This window comes from Streptomyces sp. NBC_01089, assembly GCF_045162975.1.
In the GTDB taxonomy this organism is placed as follows: Bacteria; Actinomycetota; Actinomycetes; order Streptomycetales; family Streptomycetaceae; genus Streptomyces.
In genome coordinates this window covers 6,727,501-6,749,404 of the sequence record NZ_CP108660.1, presented here as the reverse complement: position 1 = coordinate 6,749,404, position 21,904 = coordinate 6,727,501, and the positions used below count along the sequence as shown (strand labels likewise).

The 21,904-nt window shown below is 70.2% G+C and carries 16 protein-coding genes, 2 rRNA genes and 1 pseudogene (1 of these 19 cut by a window edge); 3 read left to right on the top strand and 16 right to left on the bottom strand.

Going from position 1 to position 21,904, the window contains the following annotated elements:
- Positions 1 to 632: 632 nt before the first annotated feature.
- Both OG510_RS30330 and OG510_RS30325 read right to left on the bottom strand, forming a co-directional pair.
- The gene (locus tag OG510_RS30330; RefSeq protein ID WP_406140979.1) at positions 633 to 1,529 is read right to left on the bottom strand and encodes a helix-turn-helix transcriptional regulator; all 897 of its coding nucleotides are present in this window, start codon (positions 1,527 to 1,529) and stop codon (positions 633 to 635) included.
- Between the two features lie 25 nt (positions 1,530 to 1,554).
- Positions 1,555 to 2,349 (bottom strand): SDR family oxidoreductase, encoded by a 795-nt coding sequence (locus tag OG510_RS30325; RefSeq protein WP_406142628.1) that lies wholly within the window; start codon positions 2,347 to 2,349, stop codon positions 1,555 to 1,557.
- Positions 2,350 to 2,554: 205 nt separating this feature from the next.
- Between OG510_RS30325 and OG510_RS30320 the strand changes: the two genes are divergently transcribed.
- Positions 2,555 to 4,144 carry a PucR family transcriptional regulator gene (locus OG510_RS30320; RefSeq protein WP_406140978.1) on the top strand — a complete coding sequence of 530 codons (1,590 nt, stop codon included), beginning with the start codon at positions 2,555 to 2,557 and terminating at the stop codon, positions 4,142 to 4,144.
- Positions 4,145 to 4,173: 29 nt separating this feature from the next.
- Here the strand turns inward: OG510_RS30320 and OG510_RS30315 are convergent, their stop codons facing one another.
- From OG510_RS30315 to OG510_RS30290, 6 genes are all read right to left on the bottom strand, one after another.
- Positions 4,174 to 5,292 (bottom strand): glycosyltransferase family 4 protein, encoded by a 1,119-nt coding sequence (locus tag OG510_RS30315; protein WP_406140977.1) that lies wholly within the window; start codon positions 5,290 to 5,292, stop codon positions 4,174 to 4,176.
- 148 nt (positions 5,293 to 5,440) lie between these two features.
- Positions 5,441 to 6,211, bottom strand: a complete 771-nt coding sequence (locus OG510_RS30310) for a hypothetical protein (protein WP_406140975.1) — start codon at positions 6,209 to 6,211, stop codon at positions 5,441 to 5,443.
- Between the two features lie 270 nt (positions 6,212 to 6,481).
- Positions 6,482 to 8,224, bottom strand: coding sequence for a DNA repair protein RecN (recN, locus tag OG510_RS30305; RefSeq protein ID WP_406140974.1), 1,743 nt, complete (start codon positions 8,222 to 8,224; stop codon positions 6,482 to 6,484).
- An 89-nt stretch (positions 8,225 to 8,313) separates the two neighbouring features.
- Positions 8,314 to 9,240 carry an NAD kinase gene (locus OG510_RS30300; protein WP_406142626.1) on the bottom strand — a complete coding sequence of 309 codons (927 nt, stop codon included), beginning with the start codon at positions 9,238 to 9,240 and terminating at the stop codon, positions 8,314 to 8,316.
- Between the two features lie 89 nt (positions 9,241 to 9,329).
- Entirely contained in the window at positions 9,330 to 10,145 is an 816-nt protein-coding gene (locus tag OG510_RS30295) for a TlyA family RNA methyltransferase (RefSeq protein WP_406140973.1), read from the bottom strand.
- Between the two features lie 7 nt (positions 10,146 to 10,152).
- Positions 10,153 to 10,485 (bottom strand): hypothetical protein, encoded by a 333-nt coding sequence (locus OG510_RS30290; RefSeq protein WP_406140971.1) that lies wholly within the window; start codon positions 10,483 to 10,485, stop codon positions 10,153 to 10,155.
- Positions 10,486 to 10,527: 42 nt separating this feature from the next.
- Here OG510_RS30290 and OG510_RS30285 point away from each other — a divergent pair, with 42 nt between their 5' ends.
- On the top strand, positions 10,528 to 10,875 hold the full coding sequence (locus tag OG510_RS30285) for an SCP2 sterol-binding domain-containing protein (RefSeq protein WP_406140970.1): 348 nt from the start codon (positions 10,528 to 10,530) through the stop codon (positions 10,873 to 10,875).
- Between the two features lie 69 nt (positions 10,876 to 10,944).
- Here the strand turns inward: OG510_RS30285 and OG510_RS30280 are convergent, their stop codons facing one another.
- The 4 genes from OG510_RS30280 to OG510_RS30265 all read right to left on the bottom strand — a co-directional run bounded on the left by OG510_RS30280 (position 10,945) and on the right by OG510_RS30265 (position 14,952).
- Positions 10,945 to 11,760: an ABC transporter ATP-binding protein gene (locus tag OG510_RS30280; protein ID WP_406140969.1), complete on the bottom strand. Its 816-nt coding sequence runs from the start codon at positions 11,758 to 11,760 to the stop codon at positions 10,945 to 10,947.
- 20 nt (positions 11,761 to 11,780) lie between these two features.
- Positions 11,781 to 12,818, bottom strand: coding sequence for a FecCD family ABC transporter permease (locus tag OG510_RS30275; protein ID WP_406140967.1), 1,038 nt, complete (start codon positions 12,816 to 12,818; stop codon positions 11,781 to 11,783).
- Complete coding sequence (locus OG510_RS30270; protein WP_406142624.1) at positions 12,815 to 13,858, bottom strand: FecCD family ABC transporter permease; 1,044 nt, start codon at positions 13,856 to 13,858, stop codon at positions 12,815 to 12,817. The genes OG510_RS30275 and OG510_RS30270 overlap by 4 nt, the downstream gene beginning before the upstream one ends.
- A 65-nt stretch (positions 13,859 to 13,923) precedes the next feature.
- Entirely contained in the window at positions 13,924 to 14,952 is a 1,029-nt protein-coding gene (locus OG510_RS30265; protein ID WP_406140965.1) for an HAD hydrolase-like protein, read from the bottom strand.
- A 67-nt stretch (positions 14,953 to 15,019) separates the two neighbouring features.
- Between OG510_RS30265 and OG510_RS30260 the strand changes: the two genes are divergently transcribed.
- A complete protein-coding gene (locus OG510_RS30260; RefSeq protein ID WP_406140964.1) occupies positions 15,020 to 16,348 on the top strand; it encodes a DUF1015 family protein in 1,329 nt (442 codons plus the stop codon).
- Between the two features lie 130 nt (positions 16,349 to 16,478).
- Here OG510_RS30260 and OG510_RS30255 read toward each other — a convergent pair whose 3' ends face one another.
- The 4 genes and pseudogenes from OG510_RS30255 to OG510_RS30240 form a co-directional block, all read right to left on the bottom strand.
- A complete protein-coding gene (locus OG510_RS30255; RefSeq protein WP_406142622.1) occupies positions 16,479 to 17,216 on the bottom strand; it encodes a hypothetical protein in 738 nt (245 codons plus the stop codon).
- A gap of 117 nt (positions 17,217 to 17,333) precedes the next feature.
- Positions 17,334 to 18,134, bottom strand: a pseudogene (locus tag OG510_RS30250) (hypothetical protein); the annotation flags it as partial.
- Between the two features lie 597 nt (positions 18,135 to 18,731).
- Positions 18,732 to 18,848 (bottom strand): 5S ribosomal RNA (gene rrf / locus OG510_RS30245).
- A gap of 110 nt (positions 18,849 to 18,958) precedes the next feature.
- A 23S ribosomal RNA gene (locus OG510_RS30240) occupies positions 18,959 to 21,904 on the bottom strand; it runs 178 nt beyond the window's last position.

Here is a 21,904-nt window from a genome sequence, read left to right as displayed (position 1 = left end):
CGCTCGGACCGGTCGGACCTGCCGATCTGCGGTCGGCGGCATCGTTTCGACGTTCGAGGCCGGTCACTCGGTGTAACCCCGCGCGGTCTGGCGAGGTGGGTGAAATCGGGACTCTGTTCAAACGGCGTGGATGTCGATCAGCGGAGCGCCTCAATGGGGCCTGGACCCAGCGCTACGAACACGGCGTTCCCGTCAGTGACCTTGAACCCGTCGAGGTCGATGGCACGACCGGGACGCCGGCCCATTTCAAGCCGGACGAGTCGCTGGGTTCGGTGCCCCTGCCGGAGGATGCCGATCTTTCGCGCCTGGCCACAGCCTGGCCTCATCTAGAGGTTCAGATCAATGACCAGCGGCTGCGGCGTCACGGGCCGAGGTCCGCCGACTGGAGCCGCCATCAGTGAGCGGCCGTTGGCTCTTCCGTTCGCTGAGGAAAATGACACGAAAGCGGGACTGTGTCACTGACACGACCGCGGAATCCGGCCTGAAAGTGCAGGTCACTGCAGCTCCAGAGGACACGGCTCGCCGGAACCTACAACCCGTGTGGGATCCCGGATCCGTGTTTCCCACGGGACCGCCCCGGCCGGCGTCTGTGTGCGCGGCCGGGGCGGCAGGACTCCGGAATCGGGATTGCGCTATCCGCCAGGTGCCGGAAGCTCGGTCGCCAGAGCTTTCTCGCCGGCCGCCCACGACGCCAGCAGGGCCAGATTGTCAGCGGCCGGCCCCTCCGCGGGTGCGGTGTAGACATTCACATGCAGGCCGGGTTCGGTGGGCAGTTCCATGGACTCGAAGTCCAAGTCGAGCCGGCCCACCACCGGATGGTTCACACGCTTGCTCCCGTATCCGTGCAGCCGCACGTCCTGAGATGCCCACTGCTGCCGGAACAGCTCACTGCCCGTGGACAATTCGCCGACAAGGGCGACGAGCTCCTCGTCGTGCGGATCCCGGCCGACTTCCATACGCAGCGTCGCGGCCACATTTCGAGTGACCTGGTCGTAGTCGACGAAGAACGCCTTGGCCGCGCCGGGATTCAGGTACACGAACCGCGCGGTGTTGGCGGGGCGTCGGGGGTCTGCCAGCACCGGTGCGTACAGGGCTCGGCCGAGTCGGTTCATGGCGAGCACATCGTGGCGGCCGTTGCGGATCCACGCCGGTGCGTCGGTGATGGCGTCGAGCACTTGCTGCAGCGCCGGACGCACCGTCGCCACGGGCTCACGGCGGCGACGGCTGCCGGGTGCCCCGGACCGGCGCGCGAGGCGGAACAGGTGATCGCGCTCCGCGTCGTCGAGTTGCAGGACCGAGGCCAACGCGTCGAGCACGCCCTCGGAGGTACCGGCCAGGGCGCCGCGCTCCATCCGCACGTAGTAATCGACCGACACTCCCGCGAGTAGCGCTACTTCCTCGCGACGCAGGCCCTTGACCCGGCGATGGCCGCCGTAGACGGGCAGACCTGCTTGATCGGGCGTGATGCGGGAGCGGCGTGACCTCAGAAACTCCCGGATCTCGGTGCGCAGATCGATCGTGCCGGCCATCCCCTGATCGTAGTGCCCGGGCGGCCTACGCGGTTGTGGCGATGCCGCCGTCGACGGGGATCACGGCGCCCGTCAGGTATGCGCCTGCCCGGCTGGCGAGGAACACGGCGACACCCGCCATGTCGTCGTCCCGGCCGATCCGGCGCAGCGGGGCCGACGCCGCGATCGCGTCGCCCAGCTCGTCGAGGGTGGCGGCCATCATCGCCGACGGGAACGGTCCCGGCGCCACGGCGTTCACGGTGACGTGCTGCGGTCCCAGTTCCCTGGCGAGGACTCTGGTGAGTTGATGCAGGGCGGCCTTGCTGCTGGAGTACGAGTAGTTGGGCCGATGGGGGATGTGGATGGCGGCGATGCTGCCAATGTTGATGATCCGCGCGGGATCGTCGGCGGTGCCCGTCCTGCGAAGTGCCGGCAGCAGCGCCTGGACCAGCCAGAACGGCGACTTCAGGTTGAGGTCGACGACCGTGTCCCAGGCCGCGTCCGGGAACGTCGCCAGCGGCTCGTCCCACATGGCGCCCGCGTTGTTGACAAGGATGTCGAGAGGCTCCGAGTCGGCGGTGACGAGGTCGGACAGGCGCCGGCACTCGTCGTGACGGGACAGGTCGGCGGGGATGGCCCGCACCTCACCGAATGTGGACAGCTGTTCCTGCGCCTGGGCGCACGCTTCGGCGTTACGTGAGCTGATGACCACGCGGACGCCCGCCTGGAGAAGGCCACGCGCGATCATCATCCCGATGCCTCTGGTGCCACCGGTGACGAGCGCACGCTTTCCACGCAGATCGAAAAGTTCTGCATGCGTTGTGAATTGGTCGTCCATCACTTGCAGGTTGTCCATCACTTGCCGCTACTCCTGTTTATGGCTGAGAACCTCCACAGCAAGTTAGGCGGGCTTCCAGGCGGCAGGGAGACCCTTGTGATACAGGTACTGCCGGAGCCCCCCTCCGAGCGCGGTGAAACAGCACAGCGCGCTTCACGGCACGGCTCGTGGGAACCCGTACGGAAGGGTTCGGGTAGCGTCCCGCCTCATGGAGAACCAGGGCGGAATCACAGTGCAGCGGGCGCTTGAGCTGCCGGGGCTGCGCGGGGGGCTGCCCGAGGTCGTCGCGGGCGCCGACCGGCTCAGCCGTACCGTCCGGTGGGTGCACGCGGGTGAGGTGCCGAACATGGCCTCGCTGCTCAAGGGCGGCGAGCTGCTGCTCACCACGGGGCTCGGGCTCGGCACCCGCCCCGCCGAGCAGCGGGCGTTCGTGCGCCGGCTCGCCGACCGCGGTATCGCCGCCTTGGTGGTGGAGCTCGGACCGCGTTTCTCGCAGTTGCCGACGATCCTCGTGGAGACCGCGCGGGCGGCGGGGCTGCCGCTGGTCCAGCTGCACCGCGAGGTGCCCTTCGTCTCGGTGACCGAGGAGGTCCACACCGAGATCGTCAACGGTCACTACGCGCTGGTGCAGCGCGCCGACGAGGTGCACCGGCGGTGCACACAGGCGCTGCTCGGCGGTGGCGGGGTGCCGCAGGTGCTGTCGATCCTCGCCGAGTTCACCGCCAACCCGGTCTTCCTGGAGACCCCCGACGGTCAGCTGCTGTACGCCGCGGGCGAGGGCGAGCCGCTCCAGGTGTGGGAGGGGCTGCGCGGACACCGGCCCGCCGGCGCGGTCCTGGTGGATGTGCCGGGCGGCGGCTCGGGCACCGGTTCGGTGCGGGCCAGGCTGGCGCTCCTCCCGGTGTCGGCGCCGCTGGCCCAGGTGCACCGGATGGCCGCCGAGCGGACCGCCGGGATCCTCGCCGTCGTGCTGATGCAGGCCAGGCAGGAGGAGGAGCTGGCCGCACGCGGACGCGGTGACTTCCTGACCGATCTCGCCGAGGGACGGGTATCCGCGCACGACGCGCCCGCGCAGGCCCGGGTCCTCGGTTTCCGGCCGGGTGACGGGCCGCTGCTGCCCGTGGTGATGCGGCTGGCGGCCGAACTGTCGCCGTCGGGCAACTGGGCGGTGCTGGCCCGCGCCGTCCTGGAGGAGCTGACCTCCGTCGGGGCGCCGGTGCTCCTGGGCGTACGCCCCGTGGAGGGCCGGGTCCCGCTGCTCCTCGCTCTGCGTACGGAGTCGGAGCGCACCGCCGTGGCCGACCGGGTGGCCGTCGCACTGCGGGCCGGTGTGGCGCGTGCGGGTCTGGAGCGGGCCGGCGCCCACGCGCCGATCGTCGTGGTGGGGGTGGCGGGCGGCTGGGCGGCGGCATCGGCCGGGCTGCGGCACGCCGCCGAGACGGCGACCGCCGCACAGGGGCTGCCCGACCGCCCCTGGTACGACGCGCGGCGCCTGGACATCGACCTGCTGCTGTGGCGGCTGCGCGACCAGCCGGACCTGGCGGCCTTCGTGGACCGGGCGATCGGCCCGCTGCGCGAGCACGACCGTACGTCGCGGCCCGCCCTGCTGCCTACCCTGGAGACCTATCTCGCGCACGCGGGCCGCAAGGCCGAGACGGCACGCGAGCTGCACCTCAACCGCCAGACGCTCTACAACCGGCTGGCGCGGATAGCCGAACTCCTCGGCACGGACCTCGACGACCCGCAGACGGTACTCGCCCTGAGCCTGGCCCTGCGGGCCCGCAGGCACACCCCGTGACGCCCTGAGGTCCGCACGCTCCCCCGGGCTCAGCGGCCGACGGCGGACTCCGTCAACTCGTCGTAGACACTGAGCACTTGCGCCACCGTCTCGTCCTCCGTCGGCCAGGTCGCGGCCTGGGCCAGGCCCGCGGCGGCGAGTCCGGCCCGGCGCGCCGGGTCGGCCAGGAGTCCGGTCACCCGTGCGGCCAGCGCCCGCGGATCGCCGTACGGGACGAGTTCGGCCGCGTCGCCCACCAGCTCGGGCACCCCGCCGACCGCCGTGGCGACCAGCGGCACCCCCAGCCGCAGCGCCTCCTGCGCCAGCAGGGACCTCGCCTCCCAGCGGCTGGACAGCACGGCGACATCGGCGGCGGCGAGCAGCTCGGTCACGTCATCGCGGCTGCCGATGAGGCGGACCGCGAGCGCGTCGGCCGTGATCCGGCTCTGCAGCGCGGCGCGCTCCGCGCCCTCACCCGCGATCACCAGCAGCGGCACCGGGTCCAGGTGCTGCCAGAGCCGGGCCGCGTCCAGCAGCGTCCCGTAGCCGCGGTGTGCGACCAGGCTGCCCACGGTCATCACCAACGGCCGGTCGACCGCGCCCAGTTCCGCCCGCGCCTTGCTCTCGGGGCCTTTCTCGGCGATCCGGGGTGCGGGGACAGCGACCGGCGCGAGCCGCGCGTCGCGTGCCCCCCGGCTGCGCGCCCTGTCGACCAGCTCGGACGACGTACCGAAGACAACTGCCGCCGCCCTGACGGCCCTTCGCTCCAGCAGCCGCAGCAGACGGCTCCGTGCGCCTTCGGCGTGCGGGCGGGTGTGCCAGGTGACCACGAGCGGCCGCCGCAGGCCGCTGAGCGCGAGCGACGTCCGTACGGCGGCGTTCAGACCGTGCGCGTGGACGATGTCGGCCCGCAGACAGGCGGCGCGCAGCGCGGCGACGGACGCCGGATCACTGCGCCGGGGTACGGGCACGAAGTGCGCGCCCGCCTCCGCGAAGCCGTACGCCCGCTCGAGTTCGGCGGGGGCGCACACCGTGACGTGCACGCCCCGCTCGACCAGGCCGCCGGTGATCGACCGGACATGTGCGCTGCTGCCGGCGCTGCCGCCGCCCAGCACCTGCACGGCGCAGAGAGGTGAACGGCCGTACGGCGGGACCTGGGTGCTGCTCACTGACCGGAGCTCCTGAGTCGGCGTCGGACGGATGTGTGCGCCCCAGGATGCCAGCCCGCGCACGGGTTGCGGCACTCTCCGGGGGACCGAGCCCCTGTGCGGTCGCGTCAACGCGCCGGAGCTGTCACCCGCATGGGTGAGCTACGGCTCAACAGGCTGCCGCGCGGCTCACCTTGTCACCGTACGCGGCGGCGGCGACCACCGCTGCCGCGTGCGCCGCGAGTCCGGGCCGCCCGTTCCCCGCGACGATCGCCACACCGAGGGCGGCGCCGAGCGCGTGCGCCCCCGCGTCGCCCAGCATGGTCTGTTCGGCCAGGTCGTCGATGACGACAGCGGCCGCGGCCCCGAGCGGTGCGGCGGCGAGCGCCCCGGCCGGACCGCGCCGCAGCAGACCGGGCGCCGCGAGGCCGAGCACCGCGACGGCTGCGCGTCCCGGGCGCACATCCACCAGGTTGACGAGGTGGGCGCTGCCCGCGACGACGACAGCGGCCAGCAGCCGGTCCGCCGGGCGGTCCTTGAGCAGCACGCCCGCGGCCAGACCCGCCGCGCCGATACCCAGGAGCTTCACCGTGCCGCTGGTGACCTCGCCGTGGCGCAGCGCACCGAGATGGGCCCGGAACCCGCGACGCTGGTCGCCCGCGCCCGCGGTGTCGTCGTACGCCCCGCAGGCCCCGGCGGTGAGCACGGCCAGGGCGGCCGCCCCGCGTGCCCGGGGCGGCAGGGCGCCGGCGACAGCGCCGAGCGCCGCTCCGACGGTGGTGGCGGGACCGGCGCACAGATCGACCGTGCGCCCGGCGTAGTTGGTGCGCTGCCAGCGCTCAGCGCCTCCGGGAAACCGGCGGCGCAGCCCCGTCGCGGCAGCGCGGGTCGCACCGAACGAGGCGAGAAGTGCGGTGGTGCGGGCGCCGTGTCTGGTCATGCGCCCCACCCTAGAGCGGCGCCGGAGCTGCACCTGGTCCGGGGGCGGCCGGACCGGGTGGCCGGAGCGGGACAGCCGAACCAGGGCAGCCGGACCAGGGCAGCAGGTCCGGGACAGCCGACCGGGCGCAGCACAGCGGACGCCCGCACGCACCACGCCCGCCCACCCGCCCGTACACAGGGCCACCTGCGGGCACCTCGCCCGCACAGACCCGGCGGCACGCACCCGCACGCACCACACCCGCACGCACCGCACCCGCCGCCCGTCCGCTCAGCCGTCCGCCCGTGCCGTGGCCAGCAGTTCCTCGGCGTGTGCCCGGGCCGTCTCCGAGTCCTCCTGGCCCGCGAGCATCCGGGACAGCTCCCGTACCCGGTCCTCGCCCTCCAGGACGGTGACGCCGCTGCTCGTCACCGAGCCGTCGTTGGTCTTCTCGACGAGCAGCTGCCGGTCGGCGAAGGCGGCCACCTGCGGCAGATGGGTCACGACCACCACCTGCGCCGACCTGGCGAGCCTGGCGAGCCTGCGGCCCACCTCAACGGCGGCCTTGCCGCCGACCCCGGCGTCGACCTCGTCGAAGAGATACGTCGGTACGGGATCGGACCCCGCGAAGACGACCTCGACCGCGAGCATCACCCGGGACAGCTCACCGCCCGACGCCCCCTTGGAGATGGGGCGTGCGGCGGCACCGGGGTGCGGGGCGAGCAGCAGCTCCACCTCGTCGGCGCCGAGCGGGCCGTAGGCGACGGTCCGCCCGCCGACCTCCACCCCATCGGGGTCATCGGTCTGCCGGATGTCGATCGTCACCCGTGCGTGCGGCATGGCCAGCGAGGCGAGTTCGGCGGTGACGGCGCCCGCGAAACGTTCGGCCGCCTCCGTACGCGCGTCGGTGAGCGTCTGCGCCAGGCCGGACAGCTCCGAGCGCAGCGCCTCGTGCTCCGCCGTCAGTTCGCCGATCCGGTCGTCGTCGCCCTCCAGCTCGGTGAGGCGCGCCGCGCTCTCCTCGGCCCAGGCGAGTACGGCCGCGATGTCCTCACCGTACTTGCGGGTCAGCTGGGTCAGGGCCGCCCGGCGCTCCTCCACGGCGGCGAGCCGCAGCGGATCGGCGTCGAGGTTGTCCGCGTAACCGGCCAGCTCCCCCGACACATCGGCGAGCAGGATGCCGATCTCACCGATCCGTTCGGCGAGCGCGGCCAGCGCCGGGTCATGGGTGCGTACGGCGTCCAGCGCCCGTCCCGCACCGCCGACCAGCGTTGTCGCGTCGACGCCCTCGGGGTCCTCCGGGTTGCCGACCAGCGCGGTGTGCGCGGCGGAAGCGGCGGACGCCAGCGCTTCGGCGTGCCCCAGACGCTCGGCCTCGGCGGCGAGTTCGGTGTCCTCGCCGGGCAGCGGCTCGACCGCGGCGATCTCGTCGAGCCCGAAGCGGAGCAGGTCGGCCTCCTGGGCCCGTTCCCTGGCCCGGGTGGTCAGTTCCTCCAGCTCGGCGGCGACGGCACGCAGCCGTCTGTACGCGGCGGCGTACTTGGTGTGCGGCCCCGCCACGGCCTCGCCCGCGTACCGGTCGAGGGCCTGGCGCTGTCTCGCCGGGCGCAGCAGCCCCTGCTGGTCGGTCTGACCGTGCACCGCGACCAGTTCGTCGGCGATCTCGGCGAGCAGCCCGACCGGTACGGACCGTCCGCCGATGTGCGCCCGTGAGCGCCCTTCGGCGGAGACCGTCCGGCTGATGAGCAGGGCACCTTCGTCGAGTTCGGCGCCCGCGTCCTCGGCCCGTACCGCGGCGGGCGCGCCCGCGGGCAGCACGATCCGTCCTTCCACCACTGCCGACTTGGCACCGAGCCGCACCAGGGCGGCGTCGGCGCGCCCGCCGAGCAGCAGCCCGAGGCTGGTCACGACCATGGTCTTGCCCGCGCCGGTCTCACCGGTCACCGCGGTGAAACCGGGTGAAAGCTCCACCACAGCGTCGTCGATGACTCCGAGCGACCGTATCCGCATCTCCTCCAACACGCACATGACCATACGAGGTTTCCCGGGTCCCGTGCGACGTGGCCCGTTCGGAGTGACCGCCGGCCGGCCCGTGCCGGACACCCGGCGCGGGTATCGGGCGATCAGTGCGGAGCGCCGCGCCAGCCCGCCACGGGCAGCGCGAACTTGGCCACCAGACGGTCGGTGAACGACGCGTGGTGCAGCCGTGCGAGCCGTACGGGCACCGCGCCCCTGCGCACCTCGACCCTGGCCCCGGAGGGCAGCTCCACCGACCGGCGCCCGTCGCACCACAGGACGCCCTGCGGGGTGTGCGGCTGCACCTCGACCGCGAGGACGGAGGCCGGTGAGGTCACCAGCGGCTTGGCGAACAGCGCGTGGGCGCCGATGGGCACCATCAGCAGTGCCTCCACCTCGGGCCAGATCACCGGCCCGCCGGCCGAGAAGGCGTACGCGGTCGAACCGGTCGGGGTGGCGCAGACGACGCCGTCGCAGCCGAAGCCGGTGACGGGACGGCCGTCGATCTCCAGGACGACCTCCAGCATCCGCTCGGGCGCGGTCTTCTGCACGGCCGCCTCGTTGAGCGCCCAGTCCCGGTGCACGATGTCACCGTTGTTGTGCACGAGGACGTCGACGGTCATCCGCTCCTCGACCTCGTACGAACGTGAGACCACCCGGTTGACGACCTTGTCGAGGTCGTCGCGCTCGGCCTCGGCGAGGAAGCCGACCCGGCCGAGGTTGACGCCGAGCATCGGCACCCCGGAGGCGCGGGCGAACTCCGCGCCGCGCAGCAGCGTCCCGTCCCCGCCGAGCACGATCAGCAGCTCGCAGCCGTCCAGGCAGGCGGGTGTCGCCTCGGCCACGAGTTCGACCGATGGCGGCACCGGCAGGTCGGCCGCTTCGGCCGCCAGGACCCGTACCCGCAGCCCGTTCTTCAGCAGCCCCTCCACCACGCGCTCGGCGCTGCGGATGGCGGCGGGCCGCCCGGTGTGGGCGAGCAGGAAGACCGTACGGTCCGGGAGCGGCGCCGCCGGTTCGGCCGGCCCTTCCACCGCGGGCCCCGCCGCCACGGGGGGTGCCACGGGCCGTACCCCGGATCCCCGTACTCCCGGGTCGGCTGCCGATGGTGATGCTGCTTCGGTCACTGCGGCCCCTCCGCCACTGCACGCTCCACATCCGCCGGATCGAGCGCGGGCGCGTCGGCCCGCAGCCACAGAAAGTACTCGACGTTCCCCGAAGGTCCCGGCAGCGGGCTGGCGGTGACGCCCCGCACGCCGAGTCCGAGGCCGGCCGCCTGTCCGGCCACCGTCCGCACCGTCTCCGCCCGCAGCCCGGGGCTGCGGACCACGCCTCCGCTGCCCAGCCGGTCCTTGCCGATCTCGAACTGCGGTTTGACCATCAGCACCAGATCGGCGTCCGGCCCCGCGCACCGCACGAGAGCGGGCAGCACCAGCCCCAGCGCGATGAACGAGAGGTCGCCCACGATGAGGTCCACGGGCGTTCCGCCGATGTCGTCGAGCGTCAACTCGCGAACGTTCGTACGGTCCTTGACGGTGACGCGGTCGTCGCTCTGCAGCGACCAGGCGAGCTGCCCGTACCCGACGTCCACCGCGACGACCTGCGCGGCGCCCGCCCGCAGCAGGACATCGGTGAAGCCGCCGGTCGACGCGCCCGCGTCCAGCGCCCGCCGCCCCCCGACCCGCAGGCCGAGCGGGGTGAAGGCCGCGAAGGCGCCCGCGAGCTTGTGCCCGCCGCGCGAGACGTAGTCCGGGTCGGTGACGTCCTCGCGGACGACGACGGCGGCGCTCGTCTCGACCTGGGTGGCCGGCTTGGTCGCTGTGGCGCCCGCGACGGTCACCCGCCCGGCCGCGATCAGCTGGCTCGCGTGCTCGCGTGAGCGGGCGAGACTCCGGCGGACCAGCTCGGCGTCGAGACGTCGGCGTGCCACTCCTGCCACGTTCGGTTCAGCTCCTGCTGTTGTGAGGGACGTTGTGCGGGAGGGGGCCGCGGGCCGGGACCGGTGGTCCGGGCGGCGTGTCCAGCGCGTCCAGCGCCTCACGCAGCCCCCGGTGTACATCTTCGTACACCTCGACATGTCCGTCGGCGGCGAGGTGGTCGGCGTCGGCCAGCCGGTCGAGCACCCGGTCCACGGCGCCGTTCCCGGTGGGTGTGCGGACCACACCCAGCGGCGCCGGGGCCTGCTCAGCGGTGTCCCGGCGGTCCTGGCCGCCCTGGCCGCCCTGGCCGTCCTGGCTCCCGGCCTGCGCCGCCGAGGGCTCCGGCATCACGTCACTCATGCCCAGACGCTACCCCGAAGCGCTGCGGTACGGTCGATCACGATGGCGACGACAGAAGAGTGCCGCAGCGCCCTCGACAGGCTCTCGGACAACATGACAGAGGCGAACAGCCAGGTACGCAGCGCCGCGGCGCTGGACCGCTCGCTGAGCTGCCACATCACCGACCTCGACGTCACGTTCACCGGGCGTCTGGTGGACGGCCGTATCCAGGTGCTCGACACCGTCGAAGGACGGCCGCCCGAGAAGGCGGAGATCCGGCTGGCGATGAAGGGCGACGACCTGGTCGCCCTGGTCGCCGGTGAGCTGAACTTCGCCAGGGCCTGGGGCTCGGGCCGGGTGCGGCTCGAAGCGGGCTTCCGCGACCTGCTGCGCCTCAGGACACTGCTCTAGCCACGCCGCACGGGCCCTCTTGTGGCCGGTGTTCCAGCCCCCGCCTCAGATCACCGCTTCAGCCGCGCCTCAGGACACCGCCGAGGCCGTCCCCGCGGTACGCGCCCGGCGCCCGGCGGGCACCACCAGCGGTGTCCCCGTCTCGGGGTCGTCGATGATCTGGCAGCGCAGCCCGAACACCTTCTCCACCAGCGCGGCCGTGACGACCTCCGCCGGCGGCCCCTCGGCGACGATCTCGCCGCCGCGCATGGCGATCAAGTGGGTCGCGTAGCGTGCGGCGTGGTTGAGGTCGTGCAGTACGGCCACCAGGGTGCGCCCCTGTGTCTCGTGCAGTTCGGCGCAGAGGTCGAGCACGTCGATCTGGTGCTGGATGTCGAGGAAGGTCGTCGGCTCGTCGAGGAGCAGCAGCGGGGTCTGCTGGGCGAGCGCCATGGCGATCCACACCCGCTGGCGCTGACCGCCGGACAGCTCGTCCACATAGCGGTCGCCCAGCTCTCCGATCCGGGTGGCCGCCATGGCCTCGTCGACGATGCGCTCGTCGTCGGGCGACCACTGGCGCAGCAGTCCCTGGTGCGGGTAGCGGCCGCGGGCCACCAGGTCGGCGACCGTGATGCCGTCGGGGGCGATCGAGGACTGCGGGAGCAGCCCGAGCGTCCTGGCCACCTTCTTGGCGGGCATCGAGCCGATCGCCTGGCCGTCGAGGAGCACCCGCCCCTGCGAGGGCTTCAGCATGCGCGACAGGGCGCGCAGCAGGGTCGACTTGCCGCAGGCGTTGGGACCGACGATGACGGTGAAGGAGTTGTCGGGGATCTCGACGGAGAGGTTCTCGGCGATGACCCGCTGCTCGTAGCCGAGGGTGACCGATTCGGCGGTGAGTCGCTGCATGGTGGTACTCCTGGTTGTCATCAGATCCGTCCTGCCTTGCGTTCGGAGACCAGCAGCCACAGCAGATAGCAGCCGCCGAGCACCCCCGTCACCACTCCCACCGGCAGCTGCCGGTCCCCGAAGGCCCGCTGCGCGATCCAGTCGGCGACCACCAGCAGGGCCGCGCCCATGAAGGCCGACGGCAGGAGGTTGGCGCCCGGTGAGCGGGTCAGCCGGCGGGCGAGCTGGGGCGCGCTGAGCGCCACGAAGGCGATCGGCCCCGCGGCCGCGGTGGCGACCGCCGTGAGCAGCACGGCGGCCAGCATCAGCACCAGCCTGGTCCGCTCGACCCGTACGCCCAGGGCGTACGCCGCGTCGTCGCCCATCTCCAGCATCCTGAGGTTGCGTCCGTACGCCAGGACCAGCGGCATCAGGACCACGCAGGCGATCAGCAGCGGCCAGACCTGCGACCAGTCGCGGCCGTCGAGCGAGCCGGTCATCCAGACCACGGCGCGGGTCGCGTCGACCAGATTGGCCTTGGTGAGCAGATAGCTGTTGCAGGCGGTGAGCATCGCGGCGGCGCCGATCCCGACGAGGACCAGCCGGTAGCCGTGCACACCGCGCTTCCACGCCAGCGTGTACACGGCGACACCGGTGGCCAGACCACCGACGATCGCGCCGCCTGCCACCGCGGTGGCCCCGCCGTGGAAGAGCACGATCACGGCGAGCGCGCCGACGCTGGCGCCCTGCCCGAAGCCGATCACGTCAGGACTGCCCAGCGGATTACGGGAGATCGACTGGAAGACCGCTCCGCCGACGCCCAGCGCCGCCCCCACGAGAAGGCCGACGAGCGCTCTGGGCAGCCGCAGGTCGTTGACGATGAACTCCTGGGCGGTGGTGCCGCTGCCCAGCAGCGTCCGGATCACATCCGCGGGCGCCATCGGGTAGTCGCCGCTCCCGATGAGTACGACGGCGGCCGCCAGGGCGACCACGGCCAGCAGTACGACGACGATCGCCGCCCTGACCTCGACCCGCAGGGAGAGCCCGCCCGGGGTCCGTATCGCGTGGATCGCTTTCACAGCTGAGTCATCCTCCGGCGGCGTACGAGAAAGATGAAGATGGGACCGCCGATGAGCGCGGTCACGATACCGACCTGGAGTTCCGCGGGCCGGGCGACCATCCTGCCGACGACATCGGCGCCCAGCAGCAGGACGGGCGAGAGGACCGCCGCGTACGGCAGCGTCCACCGCATGTCGGGTCCGGTGATGGCCCGGACGATGTGCGGAACCATCAGCCCGATGAAGACGATCGGCCCGCAGGCGGCGGTCGCCGAACCGCAGAGCAGGGTCACGGCGAGCATCGCGAGGACCCGGGTGCGCGTCAGATGCGCGCCGAGCGACCTGGCGGTGTCGTCGCCCAGGGCCATGGCGTTGAGCGGGCGGCCGAGCAGCAGCGCCACCAGCAGTCCGGCGGCGACGAAGGGCCACACCTGCGAGACCGTCCCGGATGTCGCGGTGGCCAGCGAACCGACCGTCCAGAAGCGCATCTTGTCCAGCGCCGCCGAGTCCAGCAGCTCCACGGCGTTGACGTATCCGAACATCGCGTACGTGGCGGCCGTACCGGCGAGCGCGAGCCGTACCGGGGTCGCCCCGCGGCTCCCGCTCAGTACGTACACCAGCACCGAGACCACGGCGGCTCCGGCGAAGGCGAACCACACATAACCGGTGAAGGAACTGACGCCGAGAAAGCTCATCGCGGAGACGACGGCGGCGGACGCGCCCGCGTTGACGCCGAGGATGCCGGGCTCGGCGAGCGGGTTGCGGGTCAGTGCCTGCATGACCGCCCCCGCGACCCCGAGCGCGGCGCCGACGAGGACCCCCAGCAGGGTGCGCGGTATTCGCACGTCCCTGATCAGGATGTCGTTGCCGGTGCCCGAGCTGTGCGCCAGACCGTGCCACACATCGCCGAGCGGTACCGCCTTGGCGCCGATCGCGATGCTCGCGACGACGACCAGCAGGAGCACGGCGAGAGACAGCAGGAGCCCGGCGGCGCGCGCCGCGTTGTGCTTGGGGGGCGCGGGGGCTTGCTCCGCGCTCTGCCTGGAGGGACTGTCGACCAACACGTGGTTAGGTTAGCCTACCCTGGCAGTACTGCGGGCGGGAGGCGGCCGGGAGATCACACCGCTCAGAGGCCGACGCGGGAGATCACCTCGCCCGCGTCCAGACCGTACGTACCGTCGCCCGCGTGTGTCCAGGCCGCTGCACACAGCGCCCGCAGCCCGTCCAGCGCGCCCCCTTCACCGTCGACGGCCAGCTTCCCGTCCCGTACCGAAGCGGTCCAGCCGCCGCAGCGGAACGCGCCGTCCGCACCACTCACTTCGGGCTGACCGGTGAGCAGTCCGCGGAGATCCGCGTCCACATAGGTCGGCCGGTGCTCGGGCGGAGCCGCCAGCAGCTGCGCCGCGTCCGTCACCCCGGTCAGTACGAGCAGCGAGTCCACGCCGCCGTTGAAGGCACCCTCGATGTCGGTGTCCAGCCGGTCGCCGACGACCAGCGGCCGCTCGGCACCGGTCCGCAGCACGGTCTCCCGGTGCATCGGCGGCAGCGGCTTCCCCGCCACCTGCGGCTCGGCGCCGGTGGCGATCCGGACCACCTCGACCGCGGCGCCGTTCCCCGGAGCGATCCCGCGCGCGCTGGGAATGGTCAGATCCGTATTCGAAACGAACCATGGCAGACCGCTGTTGATCGCGTAACCGGCCTCGGCGAACCGCGCCCAGGTCATGTCGGGCCCCCCGTACCCCTGGGCCACCGCGACCGGTGAGTCGTCAGCGGAGTCCACCGGTTCCAGGCCGCGTTCACGCAGCGCGACCCGCAGCCCCTCACCGCCGATGACCAGCACCCTGGCCCCTCGCGGCACCTGATCGGCGATCAGCCGGGACACCGCCTGCGCCGATGTGATGACGTCGGCGGCCTCGGCGGGCACCCCCAGCTCGGTGAGGTGGTCCGCCACCGCCCCGGGCGTACGCAGCGCGTTGTTGGTGACGTACGCGAGGTGCATCCCGCCGTCCCGCGCGGTCCCGAGTGAGGCGACGGCGTGGACGATCGCCGAACCGCCCGCGTACACCACCCCGTCCAGATCGAGCAGGGCTGTGTCGTACGTCTCACTCAGCGCTGTCTTCATGCCGTCCGGGCTGGTCCTGATCTGGCGGGTCATCGCACTCCTCGTTGGCTGTTCTTCTCCCGATCATCCCGTATGACGGATCCCCACATACCATGCACCAATGACTTCAAGTGGTCGGCATGCGGACAACGGACTGCGACTTTTCCCTTTCCGCGGGGTGCGCTACGTGCCCGAACGCGTGGGCAGCCTCGCAGCCGTGACGTCCCCGCCCTACGACGTCGTGGTCAGGCCGGACGGGCTGCTGCACCTGGAGTCCGCCGATCCGCACAACATCGTGCGGCTGATCCTGCCGCAGGCCGACACCCCGGCCGCCCGCAACGAGCAGGCCGCCACGACCCTCGCGGAGTGGCTCAGGGACGGCATCCTGGCCGCCGACCCGAAGGCCGCCCTGTACGTGTACGAACAGCGCGACGGCGACGTGCTCCAGCGCGGTCTCATCGGCGCCCTGGCCCTCTCCACCCCGGAGGAGGGCGTGGTCCTCCCGCACGAGGACGTGATGGCGGACATCGTCGCGGACCGGGCGGCACTGATGCGGACCACAGCCGTCAACTTCGAACCACTGCTCCTGACCTACCGCAGCAGCGACGAGGGCGGCGGTGACGGGGGTGACGGCGGTGCTGGCGTTCCGGAGGCCGGGAACCAGTCGGGTGCCGCGGCTGTCATCGAGCGGACGACAACCGGCCGTCCGCTGCTCGCGACGACCACCGAGGACGGCTTCAGCCACCGGCTGTGGGCCGTCACCGACCCGGCGGGTATCGCGGAGGCACAGGCGGATCTGGCCGACCGCCAGGCCCTGATCGCCGACGGCCACCACCGCTGGGCGACCTACCTCCGGCTGCGCGACGAACACCCGGGGCCGGGCCCGTGGGAGTACGGCCTGGTGCTCCTCATCGACACGGTCCGCTATCCGCTCCAGGTACGGGCCATCCACCGGGTGCTGCACCGGCTGCCCGTCGCCGAGGCGCTGACAGGACTCGACGGCGCCTTCCGGGTCCGCACGATCGACACGCTCCCGGAGGCGCTGGCCGCCCTCGCCGATGCGGCGGCCGCGGGCAACGCCTTCCTGCTCGCCGGGGACGGCCGGTTCCATCTCGCCGACCGTCCCGCGCGGGACCTGCTGGAGCGCACGGTCCCCACGGATCACCCCGCGGCCTGGCGGACACTCGACGCCACCGTCCTGCACCACACACTCCTGGACAAGGTCTGGTCGGTCCCGGACGCGCCCGAGCACATCGCGTACATCCACGCCACGGACGCGGCGGTCGAACAGGCGGAACGGCACGGCGGTACGGCGGTCCTGATGCATCCGGTACGCGAGGAGGTCGTCCGGGAACTGGCCCGCCAGGGTGTGACGATGCCCCGCAAGTCGACGTCGTTCGGCCCGAAACCGGCGACCGGGCTGGTGCTGCGCAGCCTCACCATCGACTGAGACGGGGCGGGGGCGCGGCTGGGGCGGTGCCGGGACCGGTGTTCCGTACCCCGCACCACGCGAGAAGGGCCGCACCCGGCTTCCCGGGGTGCGGCCCTTCTCACTGCTTCACCGGCTCGGCCGGCCGGGCTCAGTCCCGGTCGCGGTCAGCGGTGTCGTGGTCCGTGCCGTCGTGGTCGGGGCCGTCGGCCAGGGGCGCGTCGGACTCGTCGTCCGACTCGTCCTCTCCCGACTCGTCCTCGACGTCGACGAACTCGACACCCTCCAGCTCGGCGAGCCGGTCCGACGCGTCCGTCGAGCCGTCCTTGTCGGACTCGATGGTCTTGGCGAACCACTCGCGCGCCTCGTCCTCACGGCCCGCCGCGAGCAGCGCGTCGGCGTACGCGTAGCGCAGCCGAGCGGTCCACGGCTGTACGGAGTTGGACGCCAGCTCGGGGCTCTGCAGCGTGACGATCGCCGCGTCGATCTGCCCCATGTCGCGGCGGGCACCGGCGGCGACCAGACGCATCTCGACCTGTCCGGCCTTGTCGAGCTTCTGGACCTCGGGCTCCCCGGCCATCGCCATCGCCCGCTCGGGCCGGCCAAGACCGCGCTCGCAGTCGGCCATGACGGGCCAGAGGTCCACCGTCCCGGTCATCCGCTTCGTGGCACGGAACTCGGCAAGCGCCTCCGTGTACTTCTGTGTCGCGTACGCGGCGAACCCTGCCGCCTCACGCACAGCGGCGACCCGGGAGGCCAGCCGGAGCGCGATACGGGAGTACTCGTACGCCTCGTCGGGGTCCTCGTCGATCAGCCGGGCGACCATCACGAGGTTCTTGGCGACGTCCTCGGCGAGGGTCTTGGGCAGGCTCATCAGCTCCTGCCGCACATCCTTGTCGATCTCCTGGCCGGTGACGTCCTCGGGGATCGGCAGCCGCTTGACCGGCTCGCGGTCCCGGTCACGCTCGTCCCGCTGGAAACCGCCGCCACGCTCGTCACGCTGGCCGCCGCGGTACCCACCACGGTCCCGGTCGTCGCGCTGACCGCCACGGAATCCACCACGGTCACCGCCGCCGGAGGGCCGGCCACCGCGGTCGCCGCCCCGGTCGTCGCGACGGCCGTAGCCACCACCGCTGGGACGGTCGTCGCGGCGGAAGCCCCCACCACGCTCATCGTCGCGGCGCGGAGCGCCAGCGGGACGGTCATCACGACGCGGGGCACCGGAGGAACGGTCGTCACGACCGCCACGGAACCCACCACGGTCACCGCCGAACGAACGGCCACCGCGGTCGCCACCGCGATCATCGCGCCGCTCATCACGGCGGTCGTCGCGACGGTCGTCACGGCGGTCGTCACGGCGCTCGAAGCCGCCGCCACCGCTCGGGCGCCCACCACGGCTGTCATCACGACGGAACGACGGACGGTCATCACGACGGGCGAACCCACCGCCACCGCCACTGCCACCGGGACGTCCGCCACGGTCGTCGTCACGGCGCGGACCACCGGACGGACGGTCATCACGACCACCCCGGAACCCACCACGGTCTCCGCCCCGGTCGTCGCGACGGCCGTAACCACCACCACTGGGACGGTCATCGCGGCGGAAACCCCCACCACGCTCATCATCACGACGCGGGGCACCGGAGGAACGGTCGTCACGACCACCCCTGAACCCACCACGGTCGCCACCCGACGGACGGCCACGCCGGTCATCGCGGCGGTCGTCACGACGCTCGAAGCCGCCACCACCGCCCGGACGCCCACCACGGCTGTCATCACGACGGAACGACGGACGGTCATCACGACGGGCGAACCCACCGCCGCCACCACTGCCGCTGCCGCCCGGCCGCCCACCGCGGTCGCCACCGGACGGGCGGCCGCCGCGGTCATCACGCTGACCACCGCGGTATCCGCCGCCACCACTGCCACCGGGACGTCCACCACGGTCGTCGTCACGGCGCGGGCCGCCGGACGGACGGTCATCACGACCACCGCGGAAGCCACCACCGGCACCCGCCGGACGCCCACCGCGGTCGTCACGGCCCGGGCCGCTGGACGAGCGGTCGTCACGACCGCCACGGAACCCACCGCCGGTGCCGCCGCCGGTACCGCGATTACCTCCGCGGTTGTCGTCACGGCGGAAGCCGCCACGGTCGTTGTCCCGACTCGGGCCGCTGGATCGATTGTCACGACCACCGCGGAATCCGCCCTGGTCACCGCCGTCCCGGCGACGCGGCTCGCGCTCCGGTCGGTCGTCGGGAGAGTTGGTGGACATGGGTGGGGCTCCTGTCTTCGGGTACCGCAGTCATTCTCACGCAGTCGGCGATCCGACGCGCTCCGGGAAATAAAAAAAGGACCTTTGGTCCCAGCGCTGAACGCTGGGACCAAAGGTCCTTCAAAGATTGTTCGGCGGCGTCCTACTCTCCCACAGGGTCCCCCCTGCAGTACCATCGGCGCTGAAAGGCTTAGCTTCCGGGTTCGGAATGTAACCGGGCGTTTCCCTAACGCTATGACCACCGAAACCCTAATTGGGCTCTAGCGAACAAGCACACTCTTCAGTTAAGTAGTGAAACAAGTTCCGCCGGCACGATAGTTCGTGGTCTGGGAACAACACAGTGGACGCGAGCAACTGAGGACAAGCCCTCGGCCTATTAGTACCAGTCAGCTCCACCCGTTACCGGGCTTCCACATCTGGCCTATCAACCCAGTCGTCTACTGGGAGCCTTAACCCCTCAAAGGGGGAGGGAACACTCATCTCGAAGCAGGCTTCCCGCTTAGATGCTTTCAGCGGTTATCCTTTCCGAACGTAGCCAACCAGCCATGCCCTTGGCAGGACAACTGGCACACCAGAGGTTCGTCCGTCCCGGTCCTCTCGTACTAGGGACAGCCCTTCTCAATATTCCTACGCGCGCAGAGGATAGGGACCGAACTGTCTCACGACGTTCTAAACCCAGCTCGCGTACCGCTTTAATGGGCGAACAGCCCAACCCTTGGGACCGACTCCAGCCCCAGGATGCGACGAGCCGACATCGAGGTGCCAAACCATCCCGTCGATATGGACTCTTGGGGAAGATCAGCCTGTTATCCCCGGGGTACCTTTTATCCGTTGAGCGACAGCGCTTCCACAAGCCACTGCCGGATCACTAGTCCCGACTTTCGTCCCTGCTCGACCCGTCGGTCTCACAGTCAAGCTCCCTTGTGCACTTACACTCAACACCTGATTGCCAACCAGGCTGAGGGAACCTTTGGGCGCCTCCGTTACTCTTTAGGAGGCAACCGCCCCAGTTAAACTACCCATCAGACACTGTCCCTGATCCGGATCACGGACCGAGGTTAGACATCCAGCACGACCAGAGTGGTATTTCAACGACGACTCCACAACCACTGGCGTGGCCGCTTCACAGTCTCCCACCTATCCTACACAAGCCGAACCGAACACCAATATCAAACTGTAGTAAAGGTCCCGGGGTCTTTCCGTCCTTCTGCGCGAAACGAGCATCTTTACTCGTAGTGCAATTTCACCGGGCCTATGGTTGAGACAGTCGAGAAGTCGTTACGCCATTCGTGCAGGTCGGAACTTACCCGACAAGGAATTTCGCTACCTTAGGATGGTTATAGTTACCACCGCCGTTTACTGGCGCTTAAGTTCTCAGCTTCGCCACACCGAAATGTGACTAACCGGTCCCCTTAACGTTCCAGCACCGGGCAGGCGTCAGTCCGTATACATCGCCTTACGGCTTCGCACGGACCTGTGTTTTTAGTAAACAGTCGCTTCTCGCTGGTCTCTGCGGCCACCCCCAGCTCACACCGTAAAGATGATCACCAGGAATGGCCCCCCTTCTCCCGAAGTTACGGGGGCATTTTGCCGAGTTCCTTAACCATAGTTCACCCGAACGCCTCGGTATTCTCTACCTGACCACCTGAGTCGGTTTAGGGTACGGGCCGCCATGAAACTCGCTAGAGGCTTTTCTCGACAGCATAGGATCATCCACTTCACCACAATCGGCTCGGCATCAGGTCTCACCCACATGTCATCCGGATTTACCTGGACAACGGGCTACACCCTTACCCCGGGACAACCACCGCCCGGGCTGGACTACCTTCCTGCGTCACCCCATCGCTTACCTACTACCACCTTGGTTCAGCGGCTCCACCACTCCCCTTTCCCCGAAGGGTCCAGGACGGCTTCACGGCCTTAGCATCAATGGGCTCAGTACTGGGCGTTTCAAAGCGGGTACCGGAATATCAACCGGTTGTCCATCGACTACGCCTGTCGGCCTCGCCTTAGGTCCCGACTTACCCTGGGCAGATCAGCTTGACCCAGGAACCCTTAGTCAATCGGCGCACACGTTTCTCACGTGTGTATCGCTACTCATGCCTGCATTCTCACTCGTGAACCGTCCACAACTCGCTTCCGCGGCTGCTTCACCCGGCACACGACGCTCCCCTACCCATCCATACAGGCGTTAGCCCTATGTGTATGAATGACACGACTTCGGCGGTACGCTTGAGCCCCGCTACATTGTCGGCGCGGAATCACTTGACCAGTGAGCTATTACGCACTCTTTCAAGGATGGCTGCTTCTAAGCCAACCTCCTGGTTGTCTCTGCGACTCCACATCCTTTTCCACTTAGCGTACGCTTAGGGGCCTTAGTCGATGCTCTGGGCTGTTTCCCTCTCGACCATGGAGCTTATCCCCCACAGTCTCACTGCCGCGCTCTCACTTACCGGCATTCGGAGTTTGGCTAAGGTCAGTAACCCGGTAGGGCCCATCGCCTATCCAGTGCTCTACCTCCGGCAAGAAACACACGACGCTGCACCTAAATGCATTTCGGGGAGAACCAGCTATCACGGAGTTTGATTGGCCTTTCACCCCTAACCACAGGTCATCCCCCAGGTTTTCAACCCTGGTGGGTTCGGTCCTCCACGACCTCTTACAGCCGCTTCAACCTGCCCATGGCTAGATCACTCCGCTTCGGGTCTAGAGCGTGCAACTCAAACGCCCTATTAGGACTCGCTTTCGCTACGGCTTCCCCACACGGGTTAACCTCGCTACACACCGCTAACTCGCAGGCTCATTCTTCAAAAGGCACGCAGTCACGACTGACCGTACAAGTACGACCAGCGACGCTCCCACGGCTTGTAGGCACACGGTTTCAGGTACTATTTCACTCCGCTCCCGCGGTACTTTTCACCATTCCCTCACGGTACTATCCGCTATCGGTCACCAGGGAATATTTAGGCTTAGCGGGTGGTCCCGCCAGATTCACACGGGATTTCTCGGGCCCCGTGCTACTTGGGAATCACACAAGCAAGCCGTTGATGTTTCAGCTACGGGGGTCTTACCCTCTACGCCGGACCTTTCGCATGTCCTTCGCCTACACCAACGGTTTCTAACTCGCCCAACAGCCGGCAGACTATTGAAGTGCAACCCCACAACCCCGCATGCGCAACCCCTGCCGGGTATCACACACATACGGTTTGGCCTCATCCGGTTTCGCTCGCCACTACTCCCGGAATCACGGTTGTTTTCTCTTCCTGAGGGTACTGAGATGTTTCACTTCCCCTCGTTCCCTC

What these genes read in the sequence shown, in the direction of transcription:
- OG510_RS30260 (WP_406140964.1), top strand. Translation starts at nt 15,020, where the DNA reads ATGACTTCAAGTGGTCGGCATGCGGACAACGGACTGCGACTTTTCCCT.
- OG510_RS30310 (WP_406140975.1), bottom strand. Translation starts at nt 6,211, where the DNA reads ATGACCAGACACGGCGCCCGCACCACCGCACTTCTCGCCTCGTTCGGT.
- OG510_RS30265 (WP_406140965.1), bottom strand. Translation starts at nt 14,952, where the DNA reads ATGACCCGCCAGATCAGGACCAGCCCGGACGGCATGAAGACAGCGCTG.
- OG510_RS30285 (WP_406140970.1), top strand. Translation starts at nt 10,528, where the DNA reads ATGGCGACGACAGAAGAGTGCCGCAGCGCCCTCGACAGGCTCTCGGAC.
- OG510_RS30320 (WP_406140978.1), top strand. Translation starts at nt 2,555, where the DNA reads ATGGAGAACCAGGGCGGAATCACAGTGCAGCGGGCGCTTGAGCTGCCG.
- OG510_RS30330 (WP_406140979.1), bottom strand. Translation starts at nt 1,529, where the DNA reads ATGGCCGGCACGATCGATCTGCGCACCGAGATCCGGGAGTTTCTGAGG.
- OG510_RS30280 (WP_406140969.1), bottom strand. Translation starts at nt 11,760, where the DNA reads ATGCAGCGACTCACCGCCGAATCGGTCACCCTCGGCTACGAGCAGCGG.
- OG510_RS30290 (WP_406140971.1), bottom strand. Translation starts at nt 10,485, where the DNA reads ATGAGTGACGTGATGCCGGAGCCCTCGGCGGCGCAGGCCGGGAGCCAG.
- recN (WP_406140974.1), bottom strand. Translation starts at nt 8,224, where the DNA reads ATGGTCATGTGCGTGTTGGAGGAGATGCGGATACGGTCGCTCGGAGTC.